Origin of the sequence: Yoonia vestfoldensis, from assembly GCF_002158905.1 — a bacterium.
In the GTDB taxonomy this organism is placed as follows: domain Bacteria; phylum Pseudomonadota; class Alphaproteobacteria; order Rhodobacterales; family Rhodobacteraceae; genus Yoonia; species Yoonia vestfoldensis_B.
Genome location: NZ_CP021431.1, coordinates 2,996,925 through 3,023,295, shown reverse-complemented (window position 1 = coordinate 3,023,295; position 26,371 = coordinate 2,996,925). Strand labels below are relative to the sequence as shown.

Genomic DNA, 26,371 nt, shown 5'->3' with positions numbered 1-26,371 from the left:
AAAGGGTGGCATAAAAACTGGCTGCCGAATTAATCGGCGGAAACTCAGGAAGAGGTAAAAATGACAAAAACCGTATTTATCGGCGCGCTGGCCGTTGCTGGCATGACCGCCGGTATCGCATCGGCAGCGACGCTTGATGACGTGAAGGCGCGCGGCTCTTTGAAGTGCGGATCGAACGAAGGTCTGGCTGGTTTCGCCGCACCCGATGCGAACGGCAACTGGGAAGGTTTCGACGTTTCGCTGTGCCGCGCGATTGCAGCTGCTGTTCTGGGTGACGCGCAGGCCGTGGAATTCGTGCCGCTGACAAGCCAGACCCGCTTTACCGCGCTGGCCGCTGGCGAAGTTGACGTGCTGGTCCGTAACTCCACCTGGACCTTCACACGCGACACCGACCTTGCGCTCGATTTCCCTGCGATCAACTATTACGATGGTCAGGGCTTCATGGTGCCACGCGCGCTGGGCGTGTCCTCGGCGTCCGAACTTGATGGCGCAACCGTCTGCATCCAGACCGGCACCACCACCGAACTGAACCTGGCCGATTACTTCCGCGCCAATGGTATCAGCTACGAGCCCGTGCCAGTCGCCACCAATGCCGAAGGTCAGCAGCAGTATCTGGCCGGTGCCTGTGACGTCTACACCACCGATGTGTCCGGTCTGGCCGCGACACGCGCCACATTCGAGGCACCCGGTGACCACGTGATCCTGCCGGAAGTCGTTTCCAAAGAACCCCTGGGCCCCGCAGTGCGCCACGGTGACAACGCATGGGGCGATATCGTTCGCTGGACAACCCATGCCCTGATCGCTGCCGAAGAATACGGCGTGACCCAGGCGAATGTTGCCGAAATGGCCGCAGCACCCACCGATAACCCAGAGGTCAACCGCCTGCTTGGCACCGAAGGTGAATTGGGCGCGATGATCGGCCTGGACGCAGACTGGGCTGTGAATGTTCTGTCCGCCGTTGGTAACTATGGCGAAATCTTCGAAGCGAACATCGGTGAATCCACCGCTGTCGGTCTGGCCCGTGGCCTGAACGCGCAGTGGACCGAAGGCGGCCTGATGTATGGCGGCCCGTTCCGTTAATCGCTGATCGCTTGGGGTCCGGCCTTGGTCGGGCCCCTTTCATCATCCACCCATCCGATATTCTGACCTTTGGCGGGCAAGATGTTTCTTGTTCCCCTGTTGTCGTATCCAGACAGAGGACTGCGCATGGCAGACATTTCTGATCAACCGCGCGAAACATTCCGCATCAGCATGTTGCTTTATGATGCGCGTTACAGGTCGCTGACCATCCAGGTGGTCGCCGCCATGATGATCATGCTGTTCCTGGCGCAACTGGTTGATAACACCGTGACCAACCTTGCGGTTCTGGGCAAGGATATCAGTTTCAATTTCCTGTGGTCCACCGCAGGCTATGATATCAACCAGCAGCTCATCCCCTTCAATTCGCAGGACACGCATGCCCGCGCGGCCTTGGTCGGGATTCTGAACACGCTGCTGGTGGCGGTGCTGGGCTGTATCCTGGCCACCGTGATCGGCGTTTTCGCGGGCGTTCTGCGGCTGTCCAGCAACTGGCTGGTCGCGCGTGTCATGACGATCTACGTCGAATGTATGCGCAACACGCCCTTGCTGATCTGGATCCTGATCGTTTTCGCCGTGATGACCGAAGCGACCCCGCAGCCGCGCGATTTCCGTGACGACGGCGGCGCGGCCATGCTCTTTGCCGATAGTGTCGCGATCACCAACCGTGGTGTGTTCATTCCGCGGCCGATCTGGGCCGAAGGGTCCGGCATCGTGGTGGCGGTCCTTATCCTGTCGATCATCGGCATTTTCGTGCTGCGCTATGTCGCGCGCAAACGCCAGGAAGACACCGGCGCGCAGCTGCCTGTGCTGCCTTTGTCGCTGGCATTGTTGGTGCTGCCCGTCACGCTGGCGTTCTTTGCGCTGGGGCGGCCGATCACGCTGGATTATCCGGTGCTGGGCGGGTTCAATTTCCAGGGCGGTTTGCAGGTGCGCAATTCGCTGATCGCGCTCTGGCTGGCGCTGTCGCTTTATACATCGGCCTTTATCGCGGAAATCGTGCGCTCGGGTATCTTGGCCGTCTCGAAAGGCCAGACAGAGGCGGCGTTCGCGCTGGGCATGCAGCCCAACCGCACGATGCAGCTGATCATCCTGCCCCAGGCGCTGCGCGTCATCATTCCACCGCTGATCTCGCAATTCCTGAACCTGACCAAGAATTCCTCGCTGGCGCTGGCCGTGGGATATATGGATGCACGCTCTACGCTGGGCGGCATCACCGTTAACCAGACCGGGCGCGAGTTGGAAGGTATCCTGCTGTTGGGGATTTTCTATCTGATCACCAGTCTGATCATTTCATCGGCCATGAATTTCTATAATTCCGGCGTCAAGCTGAAGGAGCGCTGAGATGAGCGGAGCACCAAAAGTCGCCTATGTCCGCAGCGATATGCTGCCTGAATCGCCGCCGCCGCCGGGCACGGCCGGTGTGATCAAATGGCTGCGCGAAAACCTGTTCGCCGGATGGTTCAATTCCTTGATGACGATCCTCGCGATCTATGTCGTCTGGTCGGTCCTGTCGGGCACGCTGCCGTGGGTTTTCAACGGGATCTGGGACGCAGGCTCGCTGAATGAATGCCGTGAAATCCGCGATGCGCGCGGGCTGGAAAGCGCCGCTTGCTGGGCGGTCATCAACGAACGCTGGCTGCAGATGTTGTTCGGGTTCTATCCAACGGACAATCCGGTGCTGGCACGGCTGTTTTATGCCGAGGAACTGGCCGCCGCCGGTGGCGCAGAGGTGGTCTTTGGCGGTGGTTTCAACGCCACGCAGCAAGTTGCCTTTATTTCGGCGATGAAAGACGACGTCAGCAATGCCGCGATCTTTTTCTTTGGCTATTGGCGGCCGCTGGCGGCGCTGGCCTTGCTGGTCGTGGCCGTGGCGCCGATCCTTTATTCCAACCTGCCACGCAGTTTGCTGATCTTTTCGCTGATCTATCCGTTCATCGCATTTTTCCTGCTGTGGGGCGGGTCGGTCTGGCTGCCAGCGCTGGTGGCGCTGGGCCTTTTGGCCACGATCATGGCCGGGCGCTATGCCGCCGGGTTCATTGGCAGCCTGGGCGGATTGATCGTGTCGCTGGTGGTGTTTCTGGCGATCTTCATGAACCCGCTGGGCGCGATTGGCGTCGACGGGCTGTTCCCCTTGCTGCCGCAGCTGCGCGGGGCGCTGGATGCGGCAATGCCTTGGGGGCTGCCTTACATCCCATCCGATAATTTCGGCGGCTTCATGCTGGCCATCATCATCGGCACCTCGGGGATCGTGCTGTCATTGCCATTGGGCATTGCGCTGGCACTGGGGCGGCAATCGTCGATGCCGCTGATCAAATGGGTCTGCGTGTCTTTCATCGAGGTGATCCGCGGCGTGCCGCTGATCGTCTGGCTGTTCACAGCCTCTACCCTGCTGAATTACTTCCTGCCACCTGGCACCACGTTCGACTTGCTGTTGCGGGTGATCATCATGGTGACACTCTTTGCCTCTGCCTATCTGGCCGAGGTGGTGCGCGGCGGGCTGGCCGCCTTGCCCAAGGGCCAATATGAGGCGGCGGATTCGCTGGGGCTGGATTACTGGAAATCCATGCGGCTGATCATCTTGCCGCAGGCGCTGAAAATCTCGATCCCGGGCATCGTGAACACCTTTATCGGCCTGTTCAAGGATACGACTTTGGTGGTCTTCATCGGTCTGCGTGATCCGCTGGGCCTGACCAATGCGATCCGCGCCACCAGCGAATGGAACGGCATCTATTGGGAACTTTACATCTTTGTGGGGGGGCTGTTCTTCATGTTCTGCTTCTTCATGTCCCGTTATTCAATGTATCTGGAGCGCCGTCTCCAGACCGACCACCGCTGAGGAGAGAGTATCATGGCACAAGTTGAACTGGATACCGCCGGCATGGCGCGGATCGCCGCCAATGTCTCGGATGAGGTGGCGATTGAAATCCGTAACATGAACAAATGGTATGGCACCTTTCATGTGCTGCGCGACATCGACCTGACGGTGCAGCGCGGTGAACGGATCGTCATTGCGGGCCCGTCCGGCTCTGGCAAATCGACGCTGATCCGCTGCATCAACGCGCTGGAAGAACATCAAAAAGGCCAGATCACCGTGGATGGTACGGTGCTGTCATCCGATCTGAAGAACGTCGACCGGATCCGGTCCGAGGTCGGGATGGTGTTCCAGCATTTCAACCTTTTCCCGCATCTGACGATCTTGGAAAACTGCACGTTGGCCCCGATCTGGGTGCGCAAGATCCCCAAGCGCGAGGCCGAGGAAATTGCGATGCATTTCCTGACCAAGGTCAAGATCCCCGAACAGGCGCTGAAATACCCCGGTCAGCTGTCAGGCGGCCAGCAGCAGCGCGTCGCCATTGCGCGGTCCTTGTGCATGCGTCCGCGGATCATGCTGTTTGATGAACCGACATCGGCGCTGGACCCTGAAATGATCAAGGAAGTCTTGGATACGATGGTCAGCCTAGCCGAGGATGGCATGACCATGCTCTGCGTCACGCACGAGATGGGCTTTGCCCGTCAGGTGGCGAACCGTGTGATTTTCATGGATCAGGGCCAGATCGTCGAGCAGAACGAGCCGGAAGAATTCTTTAACAACCCGCAATCTGAACGGACCAAGCTGTTCCTGAGCCAGATCCTGGGGCATTGAAGAAAAACTTTCTGGCCTCCGGCGGGGATATTTACGCTCTGAAGATGGGCAGGTCGGCGGGGGTGATGAAAGCTGCGCAGCTGCCGCTGTGGCGGGCGGCATTGCCCCAATGGTCGATGTCGAAGGTGATCACGCAGGTGGCGCAGGTTGGGTAATCGCCAAAGCGCGGATGCGCGGGGCGCTGGCTGATCATGCCTGCGGCGAACATGGCGATGCCCGGATTATGCCCGATCATCGCCACGCTGCGGGCGGTCTGTTTGCGCAGCTGGTCCAGCATCGTATCGGGGCTGGCGTGATAAAGCGCAGGTACCAGCTGCAACGCCGGCGCGGGCGCAAGATGTGGCAGGATCAGCGCCGCTGTTTCCTGCGTGCGCGCGGCATCAGAGCATAAAACCAGCTCTGGCAGATGCCCTTGGGCGGCGAGCCATGCGCCGATGGCGGGGGCCGCGGCCCGACCACGGCTGTTCAGCACGCGGGCATGATCTTGTGCGAAAGGATCGTCCCAGCCGGATTTTGCATGGCGGATCAGGATCAATGTGAGCGTCATAGAAAAGACCTCATATGAAAGGCGGCATGGGCGGGCAGGCGACGGCCTTGGCCCAGCGGGCAGGCCTGGCGCGCGGCGCAGCCTTGGGTCATGCAATCCTGTCCCGCCGGGCTGCGCAAGTGATCCTTGCAGGCCGCAACGTCATAGCCATCGGCAAAGGCCCCCACAGGGCAGGCGCTGGCGCATGGTTGGTCTGCGCAGCTGTCGCAGGGGAATGTGCTTGTGGATGCGGGGACGCGCCACGGCACCAGCAGCGCCATCCGGTAAGAGATGAACAGCCCGCCTGTGTCATGCACCAGAAACCCGATCGGCGAGGCCCAAGCCCGGCCAGACCGGAGCGCCCAGGTATAGAAGGGCAGGAACGGTGCGCCGCCAAAGGGGTAAAGCGCCAGCGCGTCGAAATCGCCTGCCAGCGCATCACCGATCCGCCGCGACCAGCGGTCCATCGGGTCGGGCTGGCCGTCGCGATATTCGGGGCTGGCGGTGAAGATGGGCCAGAAGCTGGGTTCTGCCGGGCTGATCAGGACCAATGATCCGTCCTTGCGCGGCAATGCATCATCCGGCCGGATCTGGAACGCGCCCGCGACATGTAGCCCGTGCCGGGCCAATGCCGCGTCAAGGGCGCTGGCGGTCATCCTCAGCGTGGCTCGCGGATGATGGATCCGGCGCCATGTTCGGTGAAGAGTTCCAGCAGGCTGGCATTGGGCAGCCGCCCGTCAAGGATCACCACCGCGCGCACGCCTTGTTCCACTGCCAACAGCGCGGTTTCGGCCTTGGGGATCATGCCGCCATTGATCGTGCCATCGGCGATCATCGCGCGGACCTGATCGGGGGTCAGCTGGGTCACAACCTCGCCACTGGCATCCTTGATGCCGGGCACATCGGTCAGCAACAACAGGCGGTCCGCCTTGAGCGCGCCTGCGATCGCACCGGCCGCCGTGTCGCCGTTCACGTTGAAGGTTTCCAGCATATCCATGCCGGTGGCGACGGGGGCCACGACGGGAATGATCCCCGCCGCGTTCAGATCGCGCAAAACTTGCACATTCATTTCCACAGGACGGCCGACAAAGCCCAGTTCGGGGTTCAGCGCCTCGGCGACCATCAGATCGTCATCCTTGCCCGACAGGCCGACAGCGCGCCCGCCTTCGTCCATGATCGCCTGCACGATGCGTTTGTTCACAAGGCCGGTCAGCACCATTTCGACGACTTCGACCGTGTCCTGATCGGTCACCCGCTGGCCGCGCACGAATTCGGTCTTGATGCCGAGCTTGTCGAGCATCTGGTTGATCATCGGCCCGCCGCCATGCACGACGACAGGGTTCATGCCGACCTGTTTCATCAGCACGATATCGCGGGCGAATTCGGCCATCGCATCGGCGTCGCCCATGGCATTGCCGCCGAATTTCACGACGACAACAGCGCCGGAATAGCGTTGCAGATAGGGCAGGGCCTCGGACAGGGTGCGGGCGGTCGCGATCCAGTCACGGTTCATGTCGGCGGTCCTTTTCTTCATGAGATCCCTGCGATGATGGCGCGCAATGTGGGGATGCCGTCACCTTTTTCGGCCGATGTCAGGATCAGCTCGGGATAGGCGGCTGGGTGTTTGACCAGCGCCGCGCGGGTCTTGGCCAGCGAATCCGCCAGCGCATCGCCGCGCAATTTATCGACCTTGGTCATCACCACCTGAAAGGTCACGGCCGAGGCGTCAAGCAGGGACATGATTTCCTCGTCCACGGCCTTGGCGCCATGGCGCGCGTCGATCAGCACGAACACACGGCGCAGGGTCTGGCGGCCTTGCAGATATTGTTTCAACAGGCGCTGCCATTTTTCGACCACCGCGACAGGGGCATTCGCGAATCCGTAGCCCGGCAAATCGACGACATAGATATCGCCTGCGGTGAAAAAGTTGATTTCCTGCGTGCGGCCGGGCGTGTTGGAGGCGCGCGCCAGCCCTTTGCGGCCGGTCAGCGCATTGATCAGGGATGATTTGCCGACATTGGACCGGCCTGCAAAGCAGACCTCGATCCGATCGGCGGGCGGCAGGCCATCCATGGCGACCACACCTTTGACAAAGGTGGTTTCGCCCGCGAACAGCATGCGCCCGGCCTCTTTGGAGGTGTCATCAGGGTCGGGCGCTTGGGGGAATCGCAGTTCCATCTTGCTTGGGCATTCCTATTTGTCAGGCTTGCTTTCCGCATCTGCCTTTTTGCGTTTCAGCCCCGATTTGATATTGCCAAAGACATCCGGTTTCGCCCCGTGGCTGCGCATGATCGCATATTGCTGCACGAAGGTGATGATGTTGTTGGCGATCCAGTAGAGCACCAGACCGGATGCGAAACCGCCCAGCATGAACATGAACACCCATGGCATCCAGGCAAAGATCATCTGCTGCGTCGGGTCGGTCGGGGCCGGGTTCAGCTTTTGCTGCATCCACATCGACACGCCCAGCAGGATCGGCAGCACACCGATAAAGATCAGCGACAGGATCGAGCCCGGATCGGGTGCCGCATAGGGCAACAGGCCAAACAGGTTGATGATCGAGGACGGGTCCGGCGCGCTCAGATCGTCGATCCAGCCAATCCATGGCGCATGGCGCAATTCGATCGTGACAAAGATCACCTTGTAAAGCGAGAAAAAGATCGGGATCTGCAACAGGATCGGCAAACAGCCCGCCGCCGGATTGACCTTGTTTTCCTTATAGAGCTTCATCATGCCTTGCTGCATGGCTTGGCGGTCGTCGCCGGCGCGTTCCTTGAGCTTTTCCATCTCGGGCTGAAGCTCTTTCATCCGCGCCATCGAGACATAGGATTTATAGGCCAAGGGCAGCACCAGCGCCTTGAGGATCAGCGTCAGCGCCAGGATCGACCAGCCCATATTGCCGATATAGATGTTCAGCGTATGCAGCAGCCAGAAGATGGGTTTGGTCAGGAAAAAGAACCAACCCCAATCGATACTGTCCAGAAACCGCTCGACGCCGCCTTGTTCTTCATAGTCACGGATGGCTTCCCATTCCTTGGCACCGGCGAAGAGGCGGGTCGTGACCGTGGCGGTTTGACCGGCAGCCACCAGGCTGGGGGGCATCACGGCCTCGACCTGATAGAGATCACGCGCTTCGAAATATTTGGATGTGGACCGGAACGGCGTGCCCGCTTGCGGGATCAGCGTGGTCATCCAGTAATGGTCGGTATAGCCGATCCAGCCGGATTGCTGCACCTCGATGCGTTCGGCCAAGGTGCGTTCGCGCTCGTCAAAGACGTAATCGGGGATATTGCGATAGGTGGTTTCTTCCAGCTCGCCATCGGACATCCGCACCAGACCTTCGTGCAGGATGAAAAAGCGTTTCGCATCCGATGGTTCGCCATGCCGCCGCACAATACCATAAGGCCGGGCGGTGACCGCCGCCTCGCCGATGTTTTCGATGCTTTGGGCAAAGCTGAACATGAACCGGTCATCGACCGAAATCTCGGTGCGGAAAATCTGGCCGGCGCCATTGTCCCAGACCAGCGTCACGGGCGTGGATGGTGTCAGCCTGTCACCGCTTTCGACGGACCAGATCGTATCGGGGCCGGGCACGGCGGCTGGGTCGATCCCCTCGGTCGCGGTCCAGCCGAAGGTTGCGAAATAGGCATCTTCTTCGCCCACGGGGCGCAGCAGGCGCACGATCGGCGCGCCATCATCCAGCGTTTCGCGGTAATCGGTCAGCGCCAGATCGTCGATCCGCCCGCCCAGCATGGAAATAGAGCCGGTCAACTCGGGGGTTTCAATCGGCACGCGCGCGACCGTGATCGTGGGGTCTTCGGTGGCACCGGGCGCGGTAGCGGCGGACGTCGCCGGGTCCGCCAGCGGCACGGTTGGATCAACCGATTGGGTCGCAACCTGTGCTGCGGGATCGACAGCGATTTCCTCGGGCGGGAACATCAGCGTCCATGTCATGATCACGGCAAAGCTGAGAAGCGTCGCAAGGATGAGGTTACGGTTCTGGTCGTTCATCTGAAAACACCTGTTTCCCACATCAATTATCAGCGCCGTTCAACCTGTCGGGGCGACAAAGGTCAAGCGGTTTTCAGGAAAAGGCAGCCTTTGGGGGGAACAGAACACGCAAGTTTGCAAAAGCATCGGCCGGAAAGATCCGTGATGCCGATGTTTCAGCTTTTCTTGCGGCCCAGCACATCCCAGCCTGCAAGGGCAAGGGTGATCGCTGCGATCACGGTGATATCCAGCCTTCCCAGCTCGATCACAAGGATCGCAATAAAGCCGCAAAGCATGATGAAGGCGAAAATCGCAAGGGCGCGGTCAAACATCGGTCATTACTCCGCTTGTATCTTTGATTTCATTTGTCAACCACCGCGCCGTGCGCAGCAATCGGGCATCATTGCCCCGGCGGCCAACCATTTGCAGGCCCATCGGCAGGCCGGTCGCATCCTCGAACAGCGGCAGCGTCACAACTGGCACGCCGCAGAGCGTCCATAATCCGTTATAGACCGCACTGCCCGTCGATGACAGCCCCGCGGGGGCAGATGTCGGCGTCGCAGGGCAGATGATCGCATCGCAGCGGTCGAAGATTTCATCCAGCGCCGCATTCAGCAGCTTTGGCCAGTCGAGTGCGGCGATGTAATCGCGGGCCAGCACAGCCTTGCCCGCGTCAATCGCGGCCAAGGTGACATCTGACAATTGCGGCCGCCCGCGCCGTTCATAGGCGTAATAGCATTTCGCCATCTCGGCAAAGTTGATCCGCTCGCGGATCTTGGCGGCCTCGTCGAAAAGCTGCGGCAGGATCAGCGCAAAGGCATCCTCGCCCAAAAGGCCGGATAATTCCTGCATCGCCAGCGTCATATCCTCAGAGGCGGGTGTATCGCCCGGCATCTGTGCCACGACGGCCAGCGTCGGACGGACCGGCACATCGGACAAGGCCGTGGCGAGCATCCGTGGTGGCGCCGATAGCCTGGTTGCGGGATCGGCCGGATCATCGCCGCATAAGACATCTGCCAGCATCGCGACGCCCGCCACGCTGGTCGCAAAGACCCCGACCGTGTCGAGCGCGGGTGATTGCGGCAAGATACCCGTGCGCGGGATCAGGCCAAAGCTGGGCTTGAACCCCACCACCCCGCAATAGGACGCAGGCCGGATCACCGACCCGCCTGTCTGGGTTCCTATTGCCAGCGGCACCATCCCCGCACCGACCGCTGCGGCCGATCCTTGCGATGATCCGCCGGGCGTATGGTCGGGATTGACCGGATTACGGGTCTTGCCGGGGGCGATATAGGCCAGCTCGGTCGTGACCGTCTTGCCCATCACATAGGCGCCTGCGGCCTTGAGCTTGCGCACGATCACGGCGTCTTCGGTAGGCACGCGGCCCTTGTCGATGACGGTGCCGTTTTCGGTCGGGATGCCGTGGGTGTCGATGATATCTTTCACCGCGATGGGCATACCGTGCAGCGGGCCAACGGGATGGCCCGTCTTGCGCAGCGTGTCCAGCCGCCCGGCCTGCGCCATCACATGCTGTTCATCCAGCCAGGCCCAGGCCTGCACATCCGTTTCGCGCCGTTTGACCTGGTCGATACAGCCTGTTGCCAGATCGACCGCCCGCAGCGCGCCAGAGGCGAGCCTGTCGCGCATGTCCAGTGGATCAAGCGCGATCACGCCCTCGCTGCGCGAAGCTTTAGCGTGTGCCATAGATCGCATCCGGCAAAGAGAACACCAGCCCAGGGAATTCATACATCAAGAACATGCAGATAAAGACCATCCCCAGATACGGCATCACACCCTTGAAGATATGCGACAGCTGCACCGCAGGTGGCGCGATCCCCTTGAGGTAATAGGCCGACATGGCCATTGGCGGGGTCAGGAACGAGGTTTGCAGGTTCAGCGCCACAAGGATGCCGAAGAACAGCGGATCAACCCCGAACAGCGGCAAAAGCGGCAAGAAGATCGGCACGAAGATGATGATGATCTCGGACCATTCCAGCGGCCAGCCCAGCAGGAAGATGATCAGCTGCGCCAGGATCAGGAACTGGAACGGTGTCAGCTCGAAGCCCATCACGAATTCCGAGATCAGGTGCTCGCCACCCAGATAAGAGAAGACCGAAGAAAACGTATAGGACCCGACGAACAACCAGCAGACCATCGCGGTGGTGCGCACGGTCAGATAGACGCTTTCGCGCAGTTTCTCATAGCTCATCGCGCGATAGGCCGTGGCCAGCACCATGCCGCCCAAGGCGCCGATGGATGCCGCCTCGGTCGGGGTGGCCAGACCGAACAGGATCGACCCCAGAACCGCAAGGATCAGGAAGGCGAGCGGGAAAATCGAAGTCAGCAGCATCCACGCCAGCTGGGCAAAGGGCACGTCGGGCACTTCTTCCTTGGTTGGCTTGGGGGCGACGCTGGGCTGCAGGATCGACCGGCCGATGATATAGGTCAGGTATAGCCCGACCAGCACCAGGCTAGGGTAAAGCGCGGCCGCATAAAGCCGGACAATCGACACGCCCGAGGCGGCGGCATAGACGATCAACATGATCGATGGCGGAATAAGAATGCCCAGCGTGCCGCCCGCGCAGATGATGCCGGATGCAAAGCTGGTGTCATAGCGCGCCTTCAACATCGCGGGCAGCGCCAGCAGACCCATCAGCGTGACAACCGCACCCACGATGCCCGTCGATGTCGCGAACAAGGCGCAGGTGACAAGGGCTGCAACGCCCATCGATCCCGGCATCCCCTTGGCTGCGATGTTCAAGGTCGTGAACAAGCGGTCCACGATATTGGCGCGTTCAACCACATAGCCCATGAAGAGGAACAAAGGCACGGCGGTCAGCACTTCGTTCGACATCACCGTATAGGTCTGGTTCACGAAGAGATCGAAGATCCTGTTATTGTAAAACCCCTCTATCCAGGTGGTGAAAGAGGTCCAGCCATCCGCGTCCTCGGTCAGGCGGTTATAGGCCCGCCACATCCGGCTGGGATCGTAATAGGCATAATAGCCAAACCCGATCCCCATCGCCATCAATGTGAATGCGATTGGGAAACCTAGAAAGACGAGAATAATGAAGATGCCAAGCATCATCAGGGCAACTTGCGGATCAGTCACGTGCTATACTCCGTAAAAATGGGGACCGGGCGCGTTGCGCGATGTCACTGGCCTTGCGCCGCTTTGTCAGCGGCTTGTTTGATCAAGAGGTCTTCTGTCTCCATGACGTCCTCGGCGGCGCGGCGCCAATAGCCTTCGCGGATGGCCAGGATGCAACGGAACACCTGCGCCAGCCCTTGGAACAGAAGCAGGATACCTGCAATGACGATGATTGTCTTGAATTGGTAGATCGGCACGCCCGCAGGGCTGTTGATGCTGACCTCGGCATAGCTCCATGATCTTGCGGCATATTTCCAGCCTGCAAAGATCAGCGCCAGAACGCCGGGGAAAAAGAACAGGATATAAAGGACAAGATCGACCTTGGCCTGTGTCTGCACTTTCCAAAGCCGATAGATGAAATCGCCGCGCACATGCCCGCCACGGGACAGGGTATAGGCCCCGCCCATCATGAACAGCGTGCCATACATGATGAAAGACACATCAAGCGCCCATGGCGTCGGCTTGTTCAGAAAATAGCGCATGAAGACTTCGTAGCTCATGCCGAAGGTCATCATGATGATAAGCCAGGCAAAGCCCTTGCCGAAGTATCCCGACAGCTTGTCTGCGAATTCGATATAGCGGATCATGAGTGTTCCCCTTCATGTCGTGACAAACCGGGGGCGCAGCGCGCCCCCGGTTCTAACTTGGTTGCGATCCGTCGGATCAGATGGCGAGCTTGCCGGGGAAGTAATGCTCGTAGGCAAGCGCCAGGTCGGGCGCGTTCATCAGCTCGTAATAGGCGACCTTGTCGACCCAGGCACGCTGGCTGTCCAAGACCTTCTTCGAGAACTCATCCTGTTCCAGCTCTACGATCAAACCGTCCCAGGCCTCAAGCTGTGCCTGCAGAATGTCTGTCGAGGTCCGGTGAACCGTCACACCCAATTCGTCACGGATGCGCAGCAGGTCGTTGGAATACTGGTCCATCGCCAATGCTGTGTTCGCGGTCGATGCAGCCTCTACGCCGTAACGCAGGATCGCCTGAAGATCAGCGTCCAGGTCGTTAAAGAAGTCCTGGTTGACGATGAATTCAAAGCTTTCGGACGCCTGGTGATAGGACGACAGATAGTAGTTCTTGGCCACGTCAGGCGCGCCGAAACGCAAGTCGGACGACGGGTTGTTGAACTCGAACGCATCGATGACGCCACGTTCCATGGCTGGAACGATCTCGCCGCCGGGCAGCTGTGCGACGGACATGCCCATCGACTGCAGCAGGTCAGCCGCCAGACCAACGGTCCGGTATTTGAAGCCCTGCAGATCAGCAGCGGTGTTCACTTCCTGCTTGAACCAGCCGAATGGCTGCGCTGGCATCGGGAAGCCCATGAAGCCGATCACGTTCAGACCAAGGATGTCCTGTGTCAGTTCGCGGTAAAGCTCGTCGCCGCCGCCCTGGTAGAACCAGCCCAGCATCGTGTTAGCGGAACCGCCGAAGACAGGACCGGTGCCAAAGAACGACGCGGCTTTGGATTTGCCATACCAATAGACGGGCACGGTATGCGCCATGTCGATGATGCCATCATTGACCGCATCCATCACCTGGAACGCGCCGACAACGGCACCGGCTGGCAGCAGATCGATCGACAGACGTCCACCGGACATCGCCTCGACGCGATCAATATATTGCTGCGCAAAATCCATCCAGATGTCCGATGCGGGCCAGGATGTCTGCATCCGGACCACCAGCGGCGCCTGTGCCAGAACGGCCGGCGCGCTGAGCGCGGCACCCGCGGCAACGGTTCCTCCCAAAGCGCCTTTACTCAAGAATGACCGGCGCGACAGCGCACTCGTGGTCTTCGGAGCTGTTTTTTCTGTCATTGTATCCTCCCAGATATGTTTCGCTGCCTAAAGACATCGAGGCGGTCAGGATTACTCACCAATTTTGCAAAAGCAAGGGTTCAAGAGTCTTTAAGGGCTGCGTTTGCGCTAACACGCTGGAAAAATATTATTTTACACAATTCTAGGATGTTTGACGCATGCCGATCACACCAGACGGTCAAGCGGCGCTGTCCCGGCAAAGAATGAATCAAGATTATCAAGTGCGCGGAATCCCATCGCATCGCGTGTTTCGAATGTCGCAGATCCGATATGGGGCAGCATGAACACATTATTCAGCTGGGCCAATGCGGGGTTGCCGCCCGGTTCGCTGCGGAACACATCAAGGCCAGCCGCGAACAAGCGCCCGCTTTGCAGTGCCGCGATCAGGGCGTCCTCATCCACCAGCGCACCGCGCGCGGTATTCACCAGAATCGCCCGTTCCGGCAGCAGCGCCAGCGTGCGGGCGTTGATCAGGCCGGTGGTGTTGGGGCTGGCCGGGCAATGCAGCGACAAGACATCCGATACCGCCAGCAGGCTGTCGACCGTGTCGTGAAACACTGCGCCTTTTTCCTTGTCGGGGCTCAGGCGGCTGCGGTTGTGGTAATGGATTTCCATTCCGAAACCCCGCGCCCGGTCTGCGGTGATCTGGCCGACACGGCCCATGCCCAGCACGCCGAAACGGCGGCCGGTGACCTGCCTGCCTACCATGAAAGAGGGCGACCAGAAATTCCAGCGCCCTTCGCGGACCATGCGGTCGCCTTCGGACCCGCGCCGCGCGGCCCCCAACATGCAGAGCATGGCGATTTCTGCGGTGGCATCGGACAAGACATCGGGCGTGTTGGTCACGACAATCCCGCGCGCCTTGGCGGCGGGCAGATCGACGTGATCGACGCCGACGGAATGATTGGCGATGATCCGCAGCCGGTCGGGCAGGGCGGCGATGACATCCGCGCTGAAATGTTCCGAATGGCAGGGCAGGACGGCATCGACAGTCTGGCAGGCGGCGATCAGCGCTTCGCGCGTGAAAACATGATCGTCCGCGTTCAGGATCACATCATAAGTGTCGCGCGCACGCTCTAGCACGGCATCAGCCAGCTTGCGGGGGATCAGCAGGGTGGGTTTGGAGGTCATCATATCGTCTTTCCTAAGGTTGTCCCATAGTGATCGGAACCGGGCAGGAAAAGAAACCCCGCAAACGAAAAGGCCGGGCGAAAGCCCGGCCTTGCGCGATCACAAAGATCCCCGGATCAGCGTTCGCCGGTCCATTCGGGCATGCTTTCAAGCTGTTCCTCGGTCAGATTGACCCAGACATTGTAAGACGATGTCAGCCCGCCTTCGTCGCGGCTGATCTGAAGATCATCGAATGCAAGTGCCACTGTTCTTGCGCCGATCCCCAGAAAACCACCCACGTCAATGATCACGCTGCCGACCTCGCCCTGGGCTGTCAGGACGATATCTTCGATATCGCCGATATCTTCGTTGTTCATATCATGCACATCCGCACCGATCAGGTCTTCAGCCGTCAGCGCTGCGCGATCCGCCTCGGTCAGGTAATCAGGCTCGTCCATGGACATGGTGCTGGTGGCCGGGGCGGTGGTGGTCGTTTCTTGCGCGACCAGCGGTGCCTGCGCGCCTTCTTGAACCAGGTTATTCGCGCCTGTTGCAGGCGCTGTGTCTTGCGCGCTGGTTGGTGCCATCGGCACCCGCGCGTCGTCTGCCGCAGTCCCGGTGGTGTCGCGCATTCCGGCATCATCGGTCACGACCGTGTTGCGACCGGTGGTCTGGAAGGACTGACCCTGCTGGGTCATGCTGTCACGGTCCATTTCGGGCCGGCGTTCCAGTTCGGAGGGCGCGCCATTATAGACGACAAAGAACGCCGCCTCGTCGCTGGTGTCATTGATCAGCGTCAGCTCGTCCAGCGTCAGGCTGATTTCGCGTGCGCCGATCCCCAGAAAGCCGCCGATATCCAGCACCACGGCTGCGATCTCGCCATTGGCGTCAAACAGCACGTCATTGACGGACCCGATGTTTTCCCAATCATCAGCCGGGCCATCCAAACCAGCGGTTCCATCGGCGCTCATCGTGCCGTCAGCTGCGGTGCCGTCGCCGGTGATCACGGCATCGCCGGTGCCAGCGCCATCGACATTGCTGGCATAGACCGTCCGGCCGATCATCTCATCGGCGCTGAGTTGCATGCCGTTCATGTTGAACATGCCACCCATCGTGTCGTTCTGCGACATCATCGTGTCATCGGTGGCTTGTGTCGTCGTGGTCTGCGCAAAGGCAGGAACTGCCGTCAGCGCGACAAGCGCGGTCGTTGCGAGAATACGTTTCATTATCGGTCTCCTTGGTCATCTCGTCGACACCACAAGGTCATGGCGTCTTGTGACCCTCCAACCGGGAACGGTCGTGAATGTTTCCGCGCCGCGCATAAAAAACGCCCCAAGATCGGCGGAACTTTGTCAGCCATGGCGCGTTCGCGGGTGCCGCGCGCCCAAGATAGGCGCCTCAGGCTATGCAACCCAAGATATGCGCGGGGCTGCGGAACTCTTGCAGGCCCCTGACGTTGGCGATCTGCTTGCACGCAGTCACCGTACTGGGCCGACCTACCCACCACCTGGTCAGGCAATGCCGATAAAAAGACCAGGTGAAACAACGCGCCCTTGCGGCGGAAATTGAGTGGCACAGATGAAGCAGATGACGCGCGCCCCCAAAGACGATCCTGCGGGATCGGATCACGACGGCCTGGATAACAACGTGGACGAGCTGACAGTGCTGATCACGGCGCAAGAGGCCTATCCCGCGCTTGAACAGGCGGTGCTGGATGCGCGCCATGACATTTCTGGCTGTTTCCGGGTCTTTGATCTGACCACGCGATTGCGCTCGCCCGCCGCGCGCCAGATCGGTGACACCTGGTTTGACCTGCTGCTGGATGCGCTGAACCGCGGGGTGGCCATCCGCTTGGTGGTGTCCGATTTTGATCCGGTCGCAGCGATGGAACTGCACCGGCTGGCATGGCGGACACAGCGCCAGATCGCCGCCCTGCGCGATGTCGCGCCGCCCGATGCGCAATTGTCCTTTCGCATCGCCTTGCATGATGCGCGCTGCGGGCTCTGCGCGCGGCTGGCCTTTTATCCGATGGTGCGCAAAAAGATGCGCGAGATCGTCGCGATCTGGTCTGGCATGACGGTGGCGCAACGCCTGCGGCTGTGTATGGAAGTGCCCCGGCTGCACAGGCAAGGCCGCGTGGATGTGGATGACCAGTTGTGGTTTCCGCAGCAGCTTGCGCAGCTTCATCCTGCGACCCATCACCAGAAACTGGCCGTCTTCGACGATGAAAAGGTCTATATCGGCGGTCTGGACCTGAACGACAGGCGCTATGATACGCATGATCATGCCCGCGCGCCCGACCAGACATGGCATGATGTGCAGCTGATCGCGCGGGGGCCTGTCGTTGCGGCGGCCAAGGCGCATCTTGAAACCTTCCTTGACGTTGTGGCCCGCAAGGCCCGGCCATTGCCCCCGGTTGCGGGCTTTGTGCGCACGCTTTCGCGGCGACGACAGACTGCGCCGTTCCGCCTGTCGCCGCAGAATGTGGTTGACGAAATAGAGCGCGTGCATCTGCAGGCCATCGGGCAGGCCCGGCACCTGATCTATCTGGAAACGCAATTCCTGCGGCATCTGCCCATCGCGCGCGCGCTGGCGCGGCGCGCGCGGCAGGTGCCGGATCTGCGGTTGATCGTGGTGCTGCCCGCCGCCCCCGAGGATGTCGCCTTTTCGGACAAACCGGGGCTGGATAGTCGGTTCGGCGAACATCAGCAGCTGCGCGCCATCAGCTGCCTGCGCAAGGCTTTCGGCGCGGACAGGCTTGTATTCGCCTCGCCGGTGCAGCCGCGCAAAAGCACCAGTGACGACCGCGATGCGCTGGATGACGCGCCGCTGATCTATGTCCATTCCAAAGTGTCGATCTTCGACGATGTGGCGGCGGTGGTGTCATCGGCCAATCTGAACGGGCGCAGCATGCGCTGGGACACCGAGGCGGGCTTGCATCTGACCCGTAAGGACCATGTGGCCGAGCTGCGCCAGCGCGTCATGGGTGTCTGGCTGCCGCAGGATGCGGGGCCGGAATTCATGGATATCACGACCGGATTTGACCATTGGAAACGGCTGGTCGGCACCAATAGCGCCTTGCCGCCGCAGCATCGGCGCGGATTTCTGGTGGAATACGATTCCGCCGCCGCGCGCGCGATAGCGACCGCGGTGCCGGGCCTGCCGCCCGAAATCGTCTAGCCCAGATCACAGCAGCGGCCGGCGCAGGGGCGGGTCGTCGTGGTCAAGCTCTGCGACCTGGCACAAGGCTTTGTAATCGTGGATCTGCAACCTGCCGCCGCGCCATGTTGCCAGTTTGCGGTCGCGCAGCTTTTTGAGCATCTTGTTGATATGCACGACGGACATGCCCAAAGCATCCGCCATATCCTGCTGCTTATAGGGCAAGGGCATCTGGCGGTCCTGCCCCAGTTTGACGGCCTCGGCGCGGTCGTAAAGCCGCACCAGCGCGCGCGCGACCCGCGTGATCCCGCTCATCCGGCCCAGCACGGCCAGACGTTCGCCCAGAAAATCCTCTTCGACGGCGGCAAGCCATGTCAGGTCAAAGGCGCGTCCGGGCTGATCGCGGAACAATTCCCACAGCCGTTTGCGGTCAAAGACACAAAGGATCATGTCAGAGGTCGCCTCGACGGAATGCTGCATTTCTGTCATCACACCCGCCTGCAATCCGACAAAATCGCCCGGCAGGACAAAGTTGATCACCTGCCGGTCGCCCGACAGCAGCGTTTTATAGCGCAGCCCCAGACCTTCTAGCGCGGTATAAAGCTGGGGGCTGTTGGACCCTTCCATCATCAAGGTCGTCCCCGCCGTGACCCGCAATTCGCCGGATTTGAAATCCTGCATGAACGCGATTTCGGCATCGCTCAGCTGATCGAAGATCGGTTGTTTGCGTAATGGGCAGTGACGGCAGCTCGTGACCATAGAGATATTCCACCTGAACCTGTCACAGTTTAATGCGTGACGTTGAAAACACGCTAGGCAAGAGCAAGCAGCAATTTGTGAACTCACCCGAAAGATGCCTATGCCATATGACGATCCGACGCGGCACAAACCGCCTACCTATATTGTCATGGAGAGCAATCTTCTGATCGCAGAGGATATCTGCGGCGCGCTGCATGCGGCTGGTGGGCCGTGCAAGGTGGTCAGGGTCGCGTCGTTGGCAGAGCTTGAAACAATCATGACGCCGGGTGATCCGGTGGCGGCGGTTTTTCTGGAAATGCGGTTTGATGATGTGCTGGCCGCGCCGCTCTATCCGGCGCTGATGCTGACCGGGGCCAAGATCGTGCTGACCATCGGCGAAGATGATGACATCGCCGTGCCGCGTCAGGGCTGGGCGATCCTGGCACGCCCTTTCACCGAAGAGATGATCCATAGCGCCCTGCGCTCGGCCGTGCGCGAGACCTAGCGGCGTGGTCGGCGGGCGGCGCGCCGTCCGGCCTGAATGCCCAATGCAAAACCCTCGGCCATGCGCAAGAAAGGCTCGGTGCTTTGGGCCGGTGGGGGCGGCGGTGGCGGCGCGGCGGTGGCGGGCCGTGGCGGGGCCTTGCGGTTGTTGCGGGCGGCGGCCAGCATGAAACCGCTGCCCAGCACCAGATAAAGAACGCCCAGCACCGTCCATGCGGTCAGCACAGTCTGATGCGCCGCAAGCAGCACCCATAACGCAACCGTCATGAATGCAAGGCCGGTTGCGCAAAACACGATCCCTGCGGCAGACAAGGCCGCCGCGCGCGCGGCCAGGCGCGCCCGGTGACGAAAATCCGCGACCAATCCGGACATCGGTCACTTCCGCCCTGTCAGAAAGCCCAACAGGAAACCGACCCCGACCGCCATGCCCACGGCCGCCGCTGGCTGCTGGCGCACCGCGTCCACGGCCTGCTGGCCCATTTCCTCGCTGCTTGCGCGCAGGTCGGCGGCTTTCTGGCGGGCGGATGCCACGGCGGCATCCTTGGTCGATGTGCCGATGTCGCCGATGGATTTGGAAATTGCGCTGATATCCTGACGCAGGACCGCGATCTGTTCGGACAGCTGGTCTAGATGATCCTGCGTGTCCTCGGGGATAGTATTGGCTGCTTTTGTCTGTGCCATGTCAAATCCTTTCACTGTGTATCCGCAAAGCCAACGCCCCGCCGGCGGCGAAGTTCCGTCACCGGCCAAATTCGCCCCGATCCAATGGCCGGACAGGGGCGCATCGGCCCCGCCGGTGATCTGTCAGGCGCGCAGCGTTTCGGTGCTGGCAAAGAACATCGCCTGGCTGACGGCGGATTGCACCTGTTCTTCGGTATAGGGTTTGGTGATCAAAAAGGCGGGTTCCGGGCGGTCGCCGGTCAGCAGCCTTTCGGGGAAGGCCGTGATGAAGACGATCGGCAGCTCGCCCATTTCCTTGAGGATATGGTTCACCGCATCAATGCCCGAGGATTTATCGGCCAGTTGAATATCGGCCAGAATCAGATCGGGCGGGTCGCGGCGTGCCAGCTGGATCGCCTCGTCGCGGGTGCGCGCGACATTGGTCACAGCATGGCCCATTTCCTCGACGATAGCGCGGATATCCATCGCGATGATCGCTTCATCCTCGATGATCATGATCCGGCCATGGATCGCGCTGGTCATCTCGGTCCGTGCGATAGTCAAAAGCGACTGCGCCTCATCCGCAGAGGTGCCGATGATGCTGGCGATATCGGTGGTCGTGAAACCCTCGATACTGTGCAGCAACAGCACTTCGCGGGTGTTTTCGGTCAGATGCGACAGGCGCCATTGCGCGCGCGCCTCGGGGGTGGAGGGATCGGATGCGTCATCGACGGGCGAGCCGGACGAGACCCAGATCTGGTGAAAAGCGCGAAACAGGGCCGTCTTGGGGGCAAGGGCGCGATCAAAGACCGTGGCATCCGTCAACATCGCTTCGAGCGTGGCGGCCGCGTAATTATCGCCTGATTGCTGGCTGCCCGTCAGCGCACGGGCATAGCGGCGCAGGAAAGGCAAATGATGTCCGATCTCTGTCGCGAGATCAGGCAAGTTCTGTGTGTCCGTCATAGATGTCCCCAGCAGTGGAAAAATGTTGCTCTTGTGTGGAACCCAACGCCGTCGGACGTGTTATGTTCCGTGGGGGCGCGCAAATTTGTTCCTTTCTCAGGGTGGCAGAAAATAAGTGATATGGCAAATAAACGCAGGACAAACGAATTGAACCAGCAGATCGATGACAACCTCCGCAAAGTCTATGCGGATGCCGCCAACGAGCCGGTTCCCGAACGCTTTACCAAGCTGTTGGAGCAATTGCGCGCGCGTGCAGCCGAGCGGCCCCCAGAGCCTCCCGAGGAGAAATCGTGACGGATAAGGTGGACGGACAAAGCGATCCCAAGGACGAGCTGATCACGCATTTGCCCGCCATGCGCGCCTTTGCGATCAGCCTGACCCGCAATGCTGCTGCGGCGGATGATCTTGTGCAGGATGCGGTGGTCAAGGCCTGGGGCAATTTCGACAAGTTCCAGCCCGGCACCAACCTGCGCGCCTGGTTGTTCACCATTCTGCGCAACACCTATTATTCGCTTTACCGCAAGCGCCGCCGCGAAGTCGAAGACCCCGATGGTGTGATGGCTGGCAAATTGTCGGAAAAGCCCGCGCATGACGGGCATCTGGCGATGGCCGATTTCCGCGTCGCTTTTGCCAAGCTGACGGATGAACAGCGCGAGGTTCTGATCCTGATCGGGGCCGAGGGGTTTTCATATGAAGAAGCCGCCGTCATGTGCCGCTGCGCCGTCGGCACGGTGAAAAGCCGCACCAACCGCGCGCGCAAGCGCTTGGCAGAGCTGATGCAACTCGATTCCGATGACGCGCTGGAAATGACGGATGCCGCAACCTTGGCCGTCGTGATGGGAAAGCGCTCTGCATGACCGAACGGGCTGGCGTGCTGGACAGCTTTTTGCGGCCAAAGCTGGCGTTGCGCCTTGGCTTCGCGCTGAGCCTGGCAATCTTGCCGCTGGGGCTGATCTCGGTATTCCAGACCTATGAATTGCTGGAAGAACGCCAGGTGCTGTCTGAAACCGCGCTGCTGGCGCAGACCCAACAGGTGTTCTCGGAAAGTCGGGACATGATCCAGGCCGCGCTAGGTGTCGGGCGCACCTTGTCGGATATCATCAATGATGACGCGGTGTCTTATGACAATTGCGGCGCCCTGATGCGCGGCTTGGTGGAGCGCGAGCCTGCCTATGTCTTTGCCGGTTTTGTCGATCCCGCGCTAAATGTCACCTGTGCCTCCGATGGCGTGCCGCCTGCCGAACGATCGGTCACATCGCTGGGCACCGAACTGGCCAGCCGCGAAATCGAAGTGGTGATGCATTCGCTTGAATTTGCCGCCGGGATTGCGACGGTCAGCGTGCTTGTTCCGGTGTTTGACGGGGATGATTACCGCGGGGTGATCTGGATCGCGATCCACATGAACCTGCTGATCGAAAAGCTGGCCGAAGCCGCGCCTGATGTGAACCTTGTGCTCTTCGAGGCGGATGGCGGGATTATCGCGACCGCGCATTACACCGATATGCGCCGCGCGGTGCTGCCCGAAAACGAAAGGCTCGACCTTTTGGCGGCACGCGGGCGGCATACATTCCGCGATACCAACAGATTCGGCATTACCCGCGATTTTGCCGTTGTGCCGCTGGTGCCGGGCAAGGTCTTTGCGCTGGGCAGTTGGGAGCCGCGGCAAAGCGGGCTGGTCCGGCTGCGCCATGAACAAATGTTCGCCTTGTATTTTCCGCTGTTGATCTGGGCGATCACCATCGCCGTTGCCTATATCTGGGTGCATTATCTTGTGATCCGGCATGTGCGCCGGTTGCGATCATGGATGCGGCTTTACGCTGCGGGACGTGGCGATCTGGAAGGCGCGCAGCTGGACAATGCGCCCGACGAGCTGGAGGTTGTCGCCGAAAGCTTCCGCGCGATGACGCGGCGTCTGTCCGAACAAGAACGCGAGCGCGAGGCCGATCTGCGCGAAAAGACCGTCCTGCTGCGCGAGGTGCATCACAGGGTCAAGAATAACCTGCAACTGATCTCTAGCATGCTGAACATGCAGATCCGCGCCACCAAAAGCGCCGAGGCCAAGCATCTGCTGCGCCGCGTGCAGGACCGCGTCATGGCGCTGTCGGCGATCCACCGCTATCTTTACATGGCGCGCAACCTGTCGCTGGTGCGCGCCGATACGCTGCTGGACGGGATCATCCAGCAATTGGTGATGGTTGGCACGCTGGACGAAACCGGTCGCAAGATTGAGGTGACCACTGAATTCGACGCCGTCGAGATCAGCCCCGATCAATCGGTGCCTTTGTCGCTGCTGGCGACCGAGGCGGCGATCAACGCGGTCAAACATTGTGGCATGACAACGGGTATCGATGCCTGGATCAATATCGCGCTCAAGGATCTGGGGGACGGCAATTACGGCCTGAGCGTCGTCAACTCCTATGTCGCCCTGACCCAACAGGATATGGCGGCCCATGGTCCTGATTACGGGTCTGGCCTTGGCGCGAAACTGATCGAATCCTTTGTGGCCCAGCTGAATGGCACGCTTGAAATCAACCAGCATGCCGACCGCTATGAATTGCATGTCGTGTTTCCGGTCAATTGGCACAGCGCCCCGGATGCGGCCTGAAACTTATTCGTCCTTGGCGGGAACCGAAGCCGCAATCGGCGGTTGTTGGCCTACACAACTGTCACATACTGGAGAACGTCATGAATAAATCGCGCGTCACATTTCTTGCCCTGCTGGCCGCTGGTGCCCTGGCCGCTTGCGAAACCGTCGAAGGTGCCGGCCGCGACATCCAGACTGCTGGCCAATCGGTCACAGAAACCTCGCAAGAGGCGCAGCGCTAGCATTTTTGGCGCCCCGCCTGCGGCTATCGTGCGGGCGGGGTGGCTTTCGCGCTGATGCGCCCGGCATCATTGCCGCATTCGATTGTCATTTGGGCGTTGCCTGCCGCTTTGCAGGCGGCAATATTCACATTGTCCGATAAATAAGGAGCATGTGTTGCGATCTCTGACATGCTTGGCCACCTGCCGCAGGCTGGTTGCCCTGACCGCCGCCACGACATTGGCGGCGATTGTTGCGACATCAGGGCTGGCCCAATCGGCAGAGACGCCCGCCAAGATCATGCACCGCTGCGACAGCCCCGGCCTGAGGCCCTGCGATATCATCCTGCCAGATCACGATATCGCCCTGACCCTGTTGCCCGGATACGGGCTGACCGCACCTGTGGCCAATCGCACGCCGCTTGGTCGCTCGCGTTTCGACATCGCGCGGATCGCGGATGGACAGGTCGTCGTCAGGGTCAATGCGCCCCGCGCACAGGCGGGTCATTGCCAGGACGGGCTGGCCGGTGACCGGATCTGCATGACCGAGGCCATGGTGGATACCGATCATGTCGCGGTGGCCTTTGTGCTGGCGTCCTTGGGGTCGGCTGCCATGGCGGTCGAGATGGGCACGACCCCCGAAGATCCCGCAAATCTTGCGCCGGGGATGCTCCAAGGCGTCTGGTTTGCCCAGCTGGACAGGCCGGGCGCGCCAGATCACGCCGCGCCATTCATCATGATGGAATTGTTTCAGGATGCAGGCGCGCCGGATCTGTTCGGCTATTTCGTCAGCGCCGCCGATATCGGCCCTTTGCGCGGGATGACCGGTGACGTTACCGGCTGGCGACAGCAAGATCGCCTGCGCCTGACGCTGGCCGCGACGGATGGCACGCCGCTGTTGCGGTTCAGCGGGACGGCGCGTGGCGATCTGGATTACGCAGGCGACATGGTGGCGGTTGCCGGCGGCAGCGTCTCTGCCCGGCTGTTGCGCATCGCCGGACCGGGCGAGCCTTGGTCCGGCCCTGCCTGGATGACCGGCCATGGCAATGGCGCTGCCGCCACAACAGTCCCGATGATGCCCGCGCCAGCGGATGATGATCCGGCCAGTGACGACCGCGCCATGGCCGATCTTATGGACATGCTGATCGGCAGTATCACCGGCGGGGTGGCAGGTGATGCCCCGGTGACATCCGCAGTCTCGGCGCGTTTGCGGCATCTTCGCGCAATCCCCGTCGATTTACAGGGCCTGCCTGCCGAGGCGCTGATCGCGCTGATCTTGCCATTCGCACCTGCCGGGCGGGCCGCGCCATGATCGCGCGGATGCCCCGGCTCGCCCTGCTGGCGGCGGCGCTGTTGCTGGCGATGCCCGTTTTGCCGCGCGCCGAAACAACCGTGGCGATCTGCCGGATGGGGGGCTGCGATTGCGCCCTCAGCCCGCTGTCGCAAGACGAAATCGCGCTGATCATCGGCCTGCCAGAGGATCTGGCGGGGGCGACGCTGGTCTATGAACCCGATCTTGGGGCGCTTTCCTGGGTCGATGCGCCGCGCGCCGATATCCAGGCCAGTTTCGGCGGCAGTGGTGATTGCCCGGTTGATCCGGTTCCGTCGCCCCCGACGCTGACGCCGCGCGATGGCACCTGGCGCTGGCAGACCTTGGCCGAGACCACAGCAGGCTGTCCCGCCGCATTGGGCGGCATGCTGGCCGCGTCGCGTGTTGCATTCACGGCTGTGTCCATTGCCTGGGACGGCGCATTCCATCCTGACCGTCTTGCCGCCCTGCTGCCGCAGCCGGATATACCGGGCCTGCCGCCCTATCTGTGGCGCGAGGTCGGGTCGGGGCGATGGCTGTCCGATAATGTGCAAAGCGCGGAATGCAGCGACGGGGCCTGCGCGGAAATCGCCCTGCAGCTAAGCATGACACTGGTGTCCCCGGATCGGATCAAGGGCCTGTTGTCGCTGCGCAGCGCTGTCGATGCACCGCAGGCGGCGATCCGCGCGGGGTTCGGGCTGGCCGAATGCCGGGTGCGGGTGCGCTATGACATCATCCGGACCGGGCCTTAGACCCCGCCTTGCGCGGCAGGCGTCTGGCCGGAGAGATGGTTTCAAACCAGAAACCGCCCGTCAAACACCCACATGTCGCCGATTTCGCCCATTTTTGCGGCATAAGGTCATGAGTTTGCGGATCATGCCATCGTGGCCGATTGTCCTGCGCCATCCGCCCGGTGATCCTGAG

The 26,371-nt window shown here is 61.0% G+C and carries 29 protein-coding genes; 12 read left to right on the top strand and 17 right to left on the bottom strand.

All coding sequences use genetic code 11. The annotated features are described in order from the left end of the window. The first annotated feature begins 60 nt into the window (after window positions 1–60). From LOKVESSMR4R_RS15160 to LOKVESSMR4R_RS15145, 4 genes are all read left to right on the top strand, one after another. On the top strand, window positions 61–1,080 hold the full coding sequence (locus LOKVESSMR4R_RS15160; protein ID WP_087210156.1) for an amino acid ABC transporter substrate-binding protein: 1,020 nt from the start codon (window positions 61–63) through the stop codon (window positions 1,078–1,080). Between the two features lie 126 nt (window positions 1,081–1,206). Then, the gene (locus tag LOKVESSMR4R_RS15155) at window positions 1,207–2,421 is read left to right on the top strand and encodes an amino acid ABC transporter permease (RefSeq protein WP_087210153.1); all 1,215 of its coding nucleotides are present in this window, start codon (window positions 1,207–1,209) and stop codon (window positions 2,419–2,421) included. Window position 2,422: 1 nt separating this feature from the next. After that, on the top strand, window positions 2,423–3,916 hold the full coding sequence (locus LOKVESSMR4R_RS15150) for an amino acid ABC transporter permease (RefSeq protein WP_087210150.1): 1,494 nt from the start codon (window positions 2,423–2,425) through the stop codon (window positions 3,914–3,916). 12 nt (window positions 3,917–3,928) lie between these two features. Beyond that, a complete protein-coding gene (locus tag LOKVESSMR4R_RS15145) occupies window positions 3,929–4,723 on the top strand; it encodes an amino acid ABC transporter ATP-binding protein (RefSeq protein ID WP_087210146.1) in 795 nt (264 codons plus the stop codon). 31 nt (window positions 4,724–4,754) lie between these two features. On the opposite strand, the gene LOKVESSMR4R_RS15140 is transcribed toward LOKVESSMR4R_RS15145, so the two are convergent. From LOKVESSMR4R_RS15140 to LOKVESSMR4R_RS15090, 12 genes are all read right to left on the bottom strand, one after another. Beyond that, window positions 4,755–5,270: a SixA phosphatase family protein gene (locus tag LOKVESSMR4R_RS15140; protein ID WP_087210143.1), complete on the bottom strand. Its 516-nt coding sequence runs from the start codon at window positions 5,268–5,270 to the stop codon at window positions 4,755–4,757. Further along, a complete protein-coding gene (locus LOKVESSMR4R_RS15135) occupies window positions 5,267–5,905 on the bottom strand; it encodes a ferredoxin (RefSeq protein ID WP_087210140.1) in 639 nt (212 codons plus the stop codon). Before LOKVESSMR4R_RS15135 ends, LOKVESSMR4R_RS15140 begins: the two co-directional genes overlap by 4 nt. Window positions 5,906–5,907: 2 nt before the next feature. Then, window positions 5,908–6,762 (bottom strand): acetylglutamate kinase, encoded by an 855-nt coding sequence (gene argB / locus LOKVESSMR4R_RS15130; protein ID WP_420645891.1) that lies wholly within the window; start codon window positions 6,760–6,762, stop codon window positions 5,908–5,910. A 17-nt stretch (window positions 6,763–6,779) separates the two neighbouring features. Beyond that, window positions 6,780–7,427: a ribosome biogenesis GTP-binding protein YihA/YsxC gene (gene yihA / locus LOKVESSMR4R_RS15125; protein WP_087210134.1), complete on the bottom strand. Its 648-nt coding sequence runs from the start codon at window positions 7,425–7,427 to the stop codon at window positions 6,780–6,782. 15 nt (window positions 7,428–7,442) lie between these two features. Beyond that, complete coding sequence (gene yidC, locus LOKVESSMR4R_RS15120; protein WP_087210131.1) at window positions 7,443–9,260, bottom strand: membrane protein insertase YidC; 1,818 nt, start codon at window positions 9,258–9,260, stop codon at window positions 7,443–7,445. A gap of 155 nt (window positions 9,261–9,415) precedes the next feature. Beyond that, window positions 9,416–9,571 carry a hypothetical protein gene (locus LOKVESSMR4R_RS20485; protein WP_204248684.1) on the bottom strand — a complete coding sequence of 52 codons (156 nt, stop codon included), beginning with the start codon at window positions 9,569–9,571 and terminating at the stop codon, window positions 9,416–9,418. Next, window positions 9,564–10,943 carry an amidase gene (locus tag LOKVESSMR4R_RS15115; protein ID WP_087210128.1) on the bottom strand — a complete coding sequence of 460 codons (1,380 nt, stop codon included), beginning with the start codon at window positions 10,941–10,943 and terminating at the stop codon, window positions 9,564–9,566. Before LOKVESSMR4R_RS15115 ends, LOKVESSMR4R_RS20485 begins: the two co-directional genes overlap by 8 nt. Next, the gene (locus tag LOKVESSMR4R_RS15110; RefSeq protein WP_087210125.1) at window positions 10,930–12,351 is read right to left on the bottom strand and encodes a TRAP transporter large permease; all 1,422 of its coding nucleotides are present in this window, start codon (window positions 12,349–12,351) and stop codon (window positions 10,930–10,932) included. Before LOKVESSMR4R_RS15110 ends, LOKVESSMR4R_RS15115 begins: the two co-directional genes overlap by 14 nt. Window positions 12,352–12,395: 44 nt before the next feature. After that, complete coding sequence (locus LOKVESSMR4R_RS15105) at window positions 12,396–12,977, bottom strand: TRAP transporter small permease subunit (RefSeq protein WP_087210122.1); 582 nt, start codon at window positions 12,975–12,977, stop codon at window positions 12,396–12,398. Window positions 12,978–13,053: 76 nt separating this feature from the next. Next, window positions 13,054–14,202 (bottom strand): TRAP transporter substrate-binding protein, encoded by a 1,149-nt coding sequence (locus tag LOKVESSMR4R_RS15100; RefSeq protein WP_087210119.1) that lies wholly within the window; start codon window positions 14,200–14,202, stop codon window positions 13,054–13,056. A gap of 165 nt (window positions 14,203–14,367) precedes the next feature. After that, complete coding sequence (locus LOKVESSMR4R_RS15095; protein ID WP_087213365.1) at window positions 14,368–15,333, bottom strand: 2-hydroxyacid dehydrogenase; 966 nt, start codon at window positions 15,331–15,333, stop codon at window positions 14,368–14,370. A 116-nt stretch (window positions 15,334–15,449) separates the two neighbouring features. Next, window positions 15,450–16,538 carry a PRC-barrel domain-containing protein gene (locus tag LOKVESSMR4R_RS15090; RefSeq protein WP_087210116.1) on the bottom strand — a complete coding sequence of 363 codons (1,089 nt, stop codon included), beginning with the start codon at window positions 16,536–16,538 and terminating at the stop codon, window positions 15,450–15,452. Window positions 16,539–16,890: 352 nt separating this feature from the next. Between LOKVESSMR4R_RS15090 and LOKVESSMR4R_RS15085 the strand changes: the two genes are divergently transcribed. Further along, window positions 16,891–18,492 carry a phospholipase D family protein gene (locus LOKVESSMR4R_RS15085; protein WP_087210113.1) on the top strand — a complete coding sequence of 534 codons (1,602 nt, stop codon included), beginning with the start codon at window positions 16,891–16,893 and terminating at the stop codon, window positions 18,490–18,492. A gap of 6 nt (window positions 18,493–18,498) precedes the next feature. On the opposite strand, the gene LOKVESSMR4R_RS15080 is transcribed toward LOKVESSMR4R_RS15085, so the two are convergent. Further along, on the bottom strand, window positions 18,499–19,230 hold the full coding sequence (locus tag LOKVESSMR4R_RS15080; RefSeq protein ID WP_087210110.1) for a Crp/Fnr family transcriptional regulator: 732 nt from the start codon (window positions 19,228–19,230) through the stop codon (window positions 18,499–18,501). Window positions 19,231–19,330: 100 nt separating this feature from the next. Between LOKVESSMR4R_RS15080 and LOKVESSMR4R_RS15075 the strand changes: the two genes are divergently transcribed. Beyond that, window positions 19,331–19,714, top strand: a complete 384-nt coding sequence (locus LOKVESSMR4R_RS15075) for a hypothetical protein (protein ID WP_237331808.1) — start codon at window positions 19,331–19,333, stop codon at window positions 19,712–19,714. On the opposite strand, the gene LOKVESSMR4R_RS15070 is transcribed toward LOKVESSMR4R_RS15075, so the two are convergent. The 3 genes from LOKVESSMR4R_RS15070 to LOKVESSMR4R_RS15060 form a co-directional block, all read right to left on the bottom strand. Beyond that, complete coding sequence (locus LOKVESSMR4R_RS15070; RefSeq protein ID WP_087210107.1) at window positions 19,711–20,085, bottom strand: phage holin family protein; 375 nt, start codon at window positions 20,083–20,085, stop codon at window positions 19,711–19,713. The two genes, LOKVESSMR4R_RS15075 and LOKVESSMR4R_RS15070, sit on opposite strands and share 4 nt — an antisense overlap. Window positions 20,086–20,088: 3 nt before the next feature. Then, window positions 20,089–20,394: a DUF883 family protein gene (locus LOKVESSMR4R_RS15065; protein WP_087210104.1), complete on the bottom strand. Its 306-nt coding sequence runs from the start codon at window positions 20,392–20,394 to the stop codon at window positions 20,089–20,091. Between the two features lie 123 nt (window positions 20,395–20,517). Next, window positions 20,518–21,336, bottom strand: coding sequence for a response regulator (locus LOKVESSMR4R_RS15060; RefSeq protein ID WP_087210100.1), 819 nt, complete (start codon window positions 21,334–21,336; stop codon window positions 20,518–20,520). A 120-nt stretch (window positions 21,337–21,456) separates the two neighbouring features. Here LOKVESSMR4R_RS15060 and LOKVESSMR4R_RS15055 point away from each other — a divergent pair, with 120 nt between their 5' ends. The 4 genes from LOKVESSMR4R_RS15055 to LOKVESSMR4R_RS15040 all read left to right on the top strand — a co-directional run bounded on the left by LOKVESSMR4R_RS15055 (window position 21,457) and on the right by LOKVESSMR4R_RS15040 (window position 24,162). Continuing rightward, entirely contained in the window at window positions 21,457–21,630 is a 174-nt protein-coding gene (locus LOKVESSMR4R_RS15055; RefSeq protein WP_087210098.1) for a NepR family anti-sigma factor, read from the top strand. Then, window positions 21,627–22,193: an RNA polymerase sigma factor gene (locus LOKVESSMR4R_RS15050; protein WP_087210096.1), complete on the top strand. Its 567-nt coding sequence runs from the start codon at window positions 21,627–21,629 to the stop codon at window positions 22,191–22,193. Before LOKVESSMR4R_RS15055 ends, LOKVESSMR4R_RS15050 begins: the two co-directional genes overlap by 4 nt. Next, window positions 22,190–23,941 (top strand): sensor histidine kinase, encoded by a 1,752-nt coding sequence (locus tag LOKVESSMR4R_RS15045; RefSeq protein ID WP_087210093.1) that lies wholly within the window; start codon window positions 22,190–22,192, stop codon window positions 23,939–23,941. The genes LOKVESSMR4R_RS15050 and LOKVESSMR4R_RS15045 overlap by 4 nt, the downstream gene beginning before the upstream one ends. A gap of 80 nt (window positions 23,942–24,021) precedes the next feature. Continuing rightward, complete coding sequence (locus LOKVESSMR4R_RS15040; RefSeq protein WP_087210088.1) at window positions 24,022–24,162, top strand: entericidin A/B family lipoprotein; 141 nt, start codon at window positions 24,022–24,024, stop codon at window positions 24,160–24,162. A 23-nt stretch (window positions 24,163–24,185) separates the two neighbouring features. Here LOKVESSMR4R_RS15040 and LOKVESSMR4R_RS20260 read toward each other — a convergent pair whose 3' ends face one another. Further along, window positions 24,186–24,332: a hypothetical protein gene (locus tag LOKVESSMR4R_RS20260; RefSeq protein WP_157898238.1), complete on the bottom strand. Its 147-nt coding sequence runs from the start codon at window positions 24,330–24,332 to the stop codon at window positions 24,186–24,188. On the opposite strand from LOKVESSMR4R_RS20260, the gene LOKVESSMR4R_RS15035 reads away from it, so the two are divergent. After that, a complete protein-coding gene (locus tag LOKVESSMR4R_RS15035) occupies window positions 24,317–25,450 on the top strand; it encodes a hypothetical protein (protein ID WP_157898237.1) in 1,134 nt (377 codons plus the stop codon). The genes LOKVESSMR4R_RS20260 and LOKVESSMR4R_RS15035 overlap by 16 nt on opposite strands. 8 nt (window positions 25,451–25,458) lie before the next feature. Next, window positions 25,459–26,199: a hypothetical protein gene (locus tag LOKVESSMR4R_RS15030; RefSeq protein WP_157898236.1), complete on the top strand. Its 741-nt coding sequence runs from the start codon at window positions 25,459–25,461 to the stop codon at window positions 26,197–26,199. Window positions 26,200–26,371 lie beyond the last annotated feature (172 nt).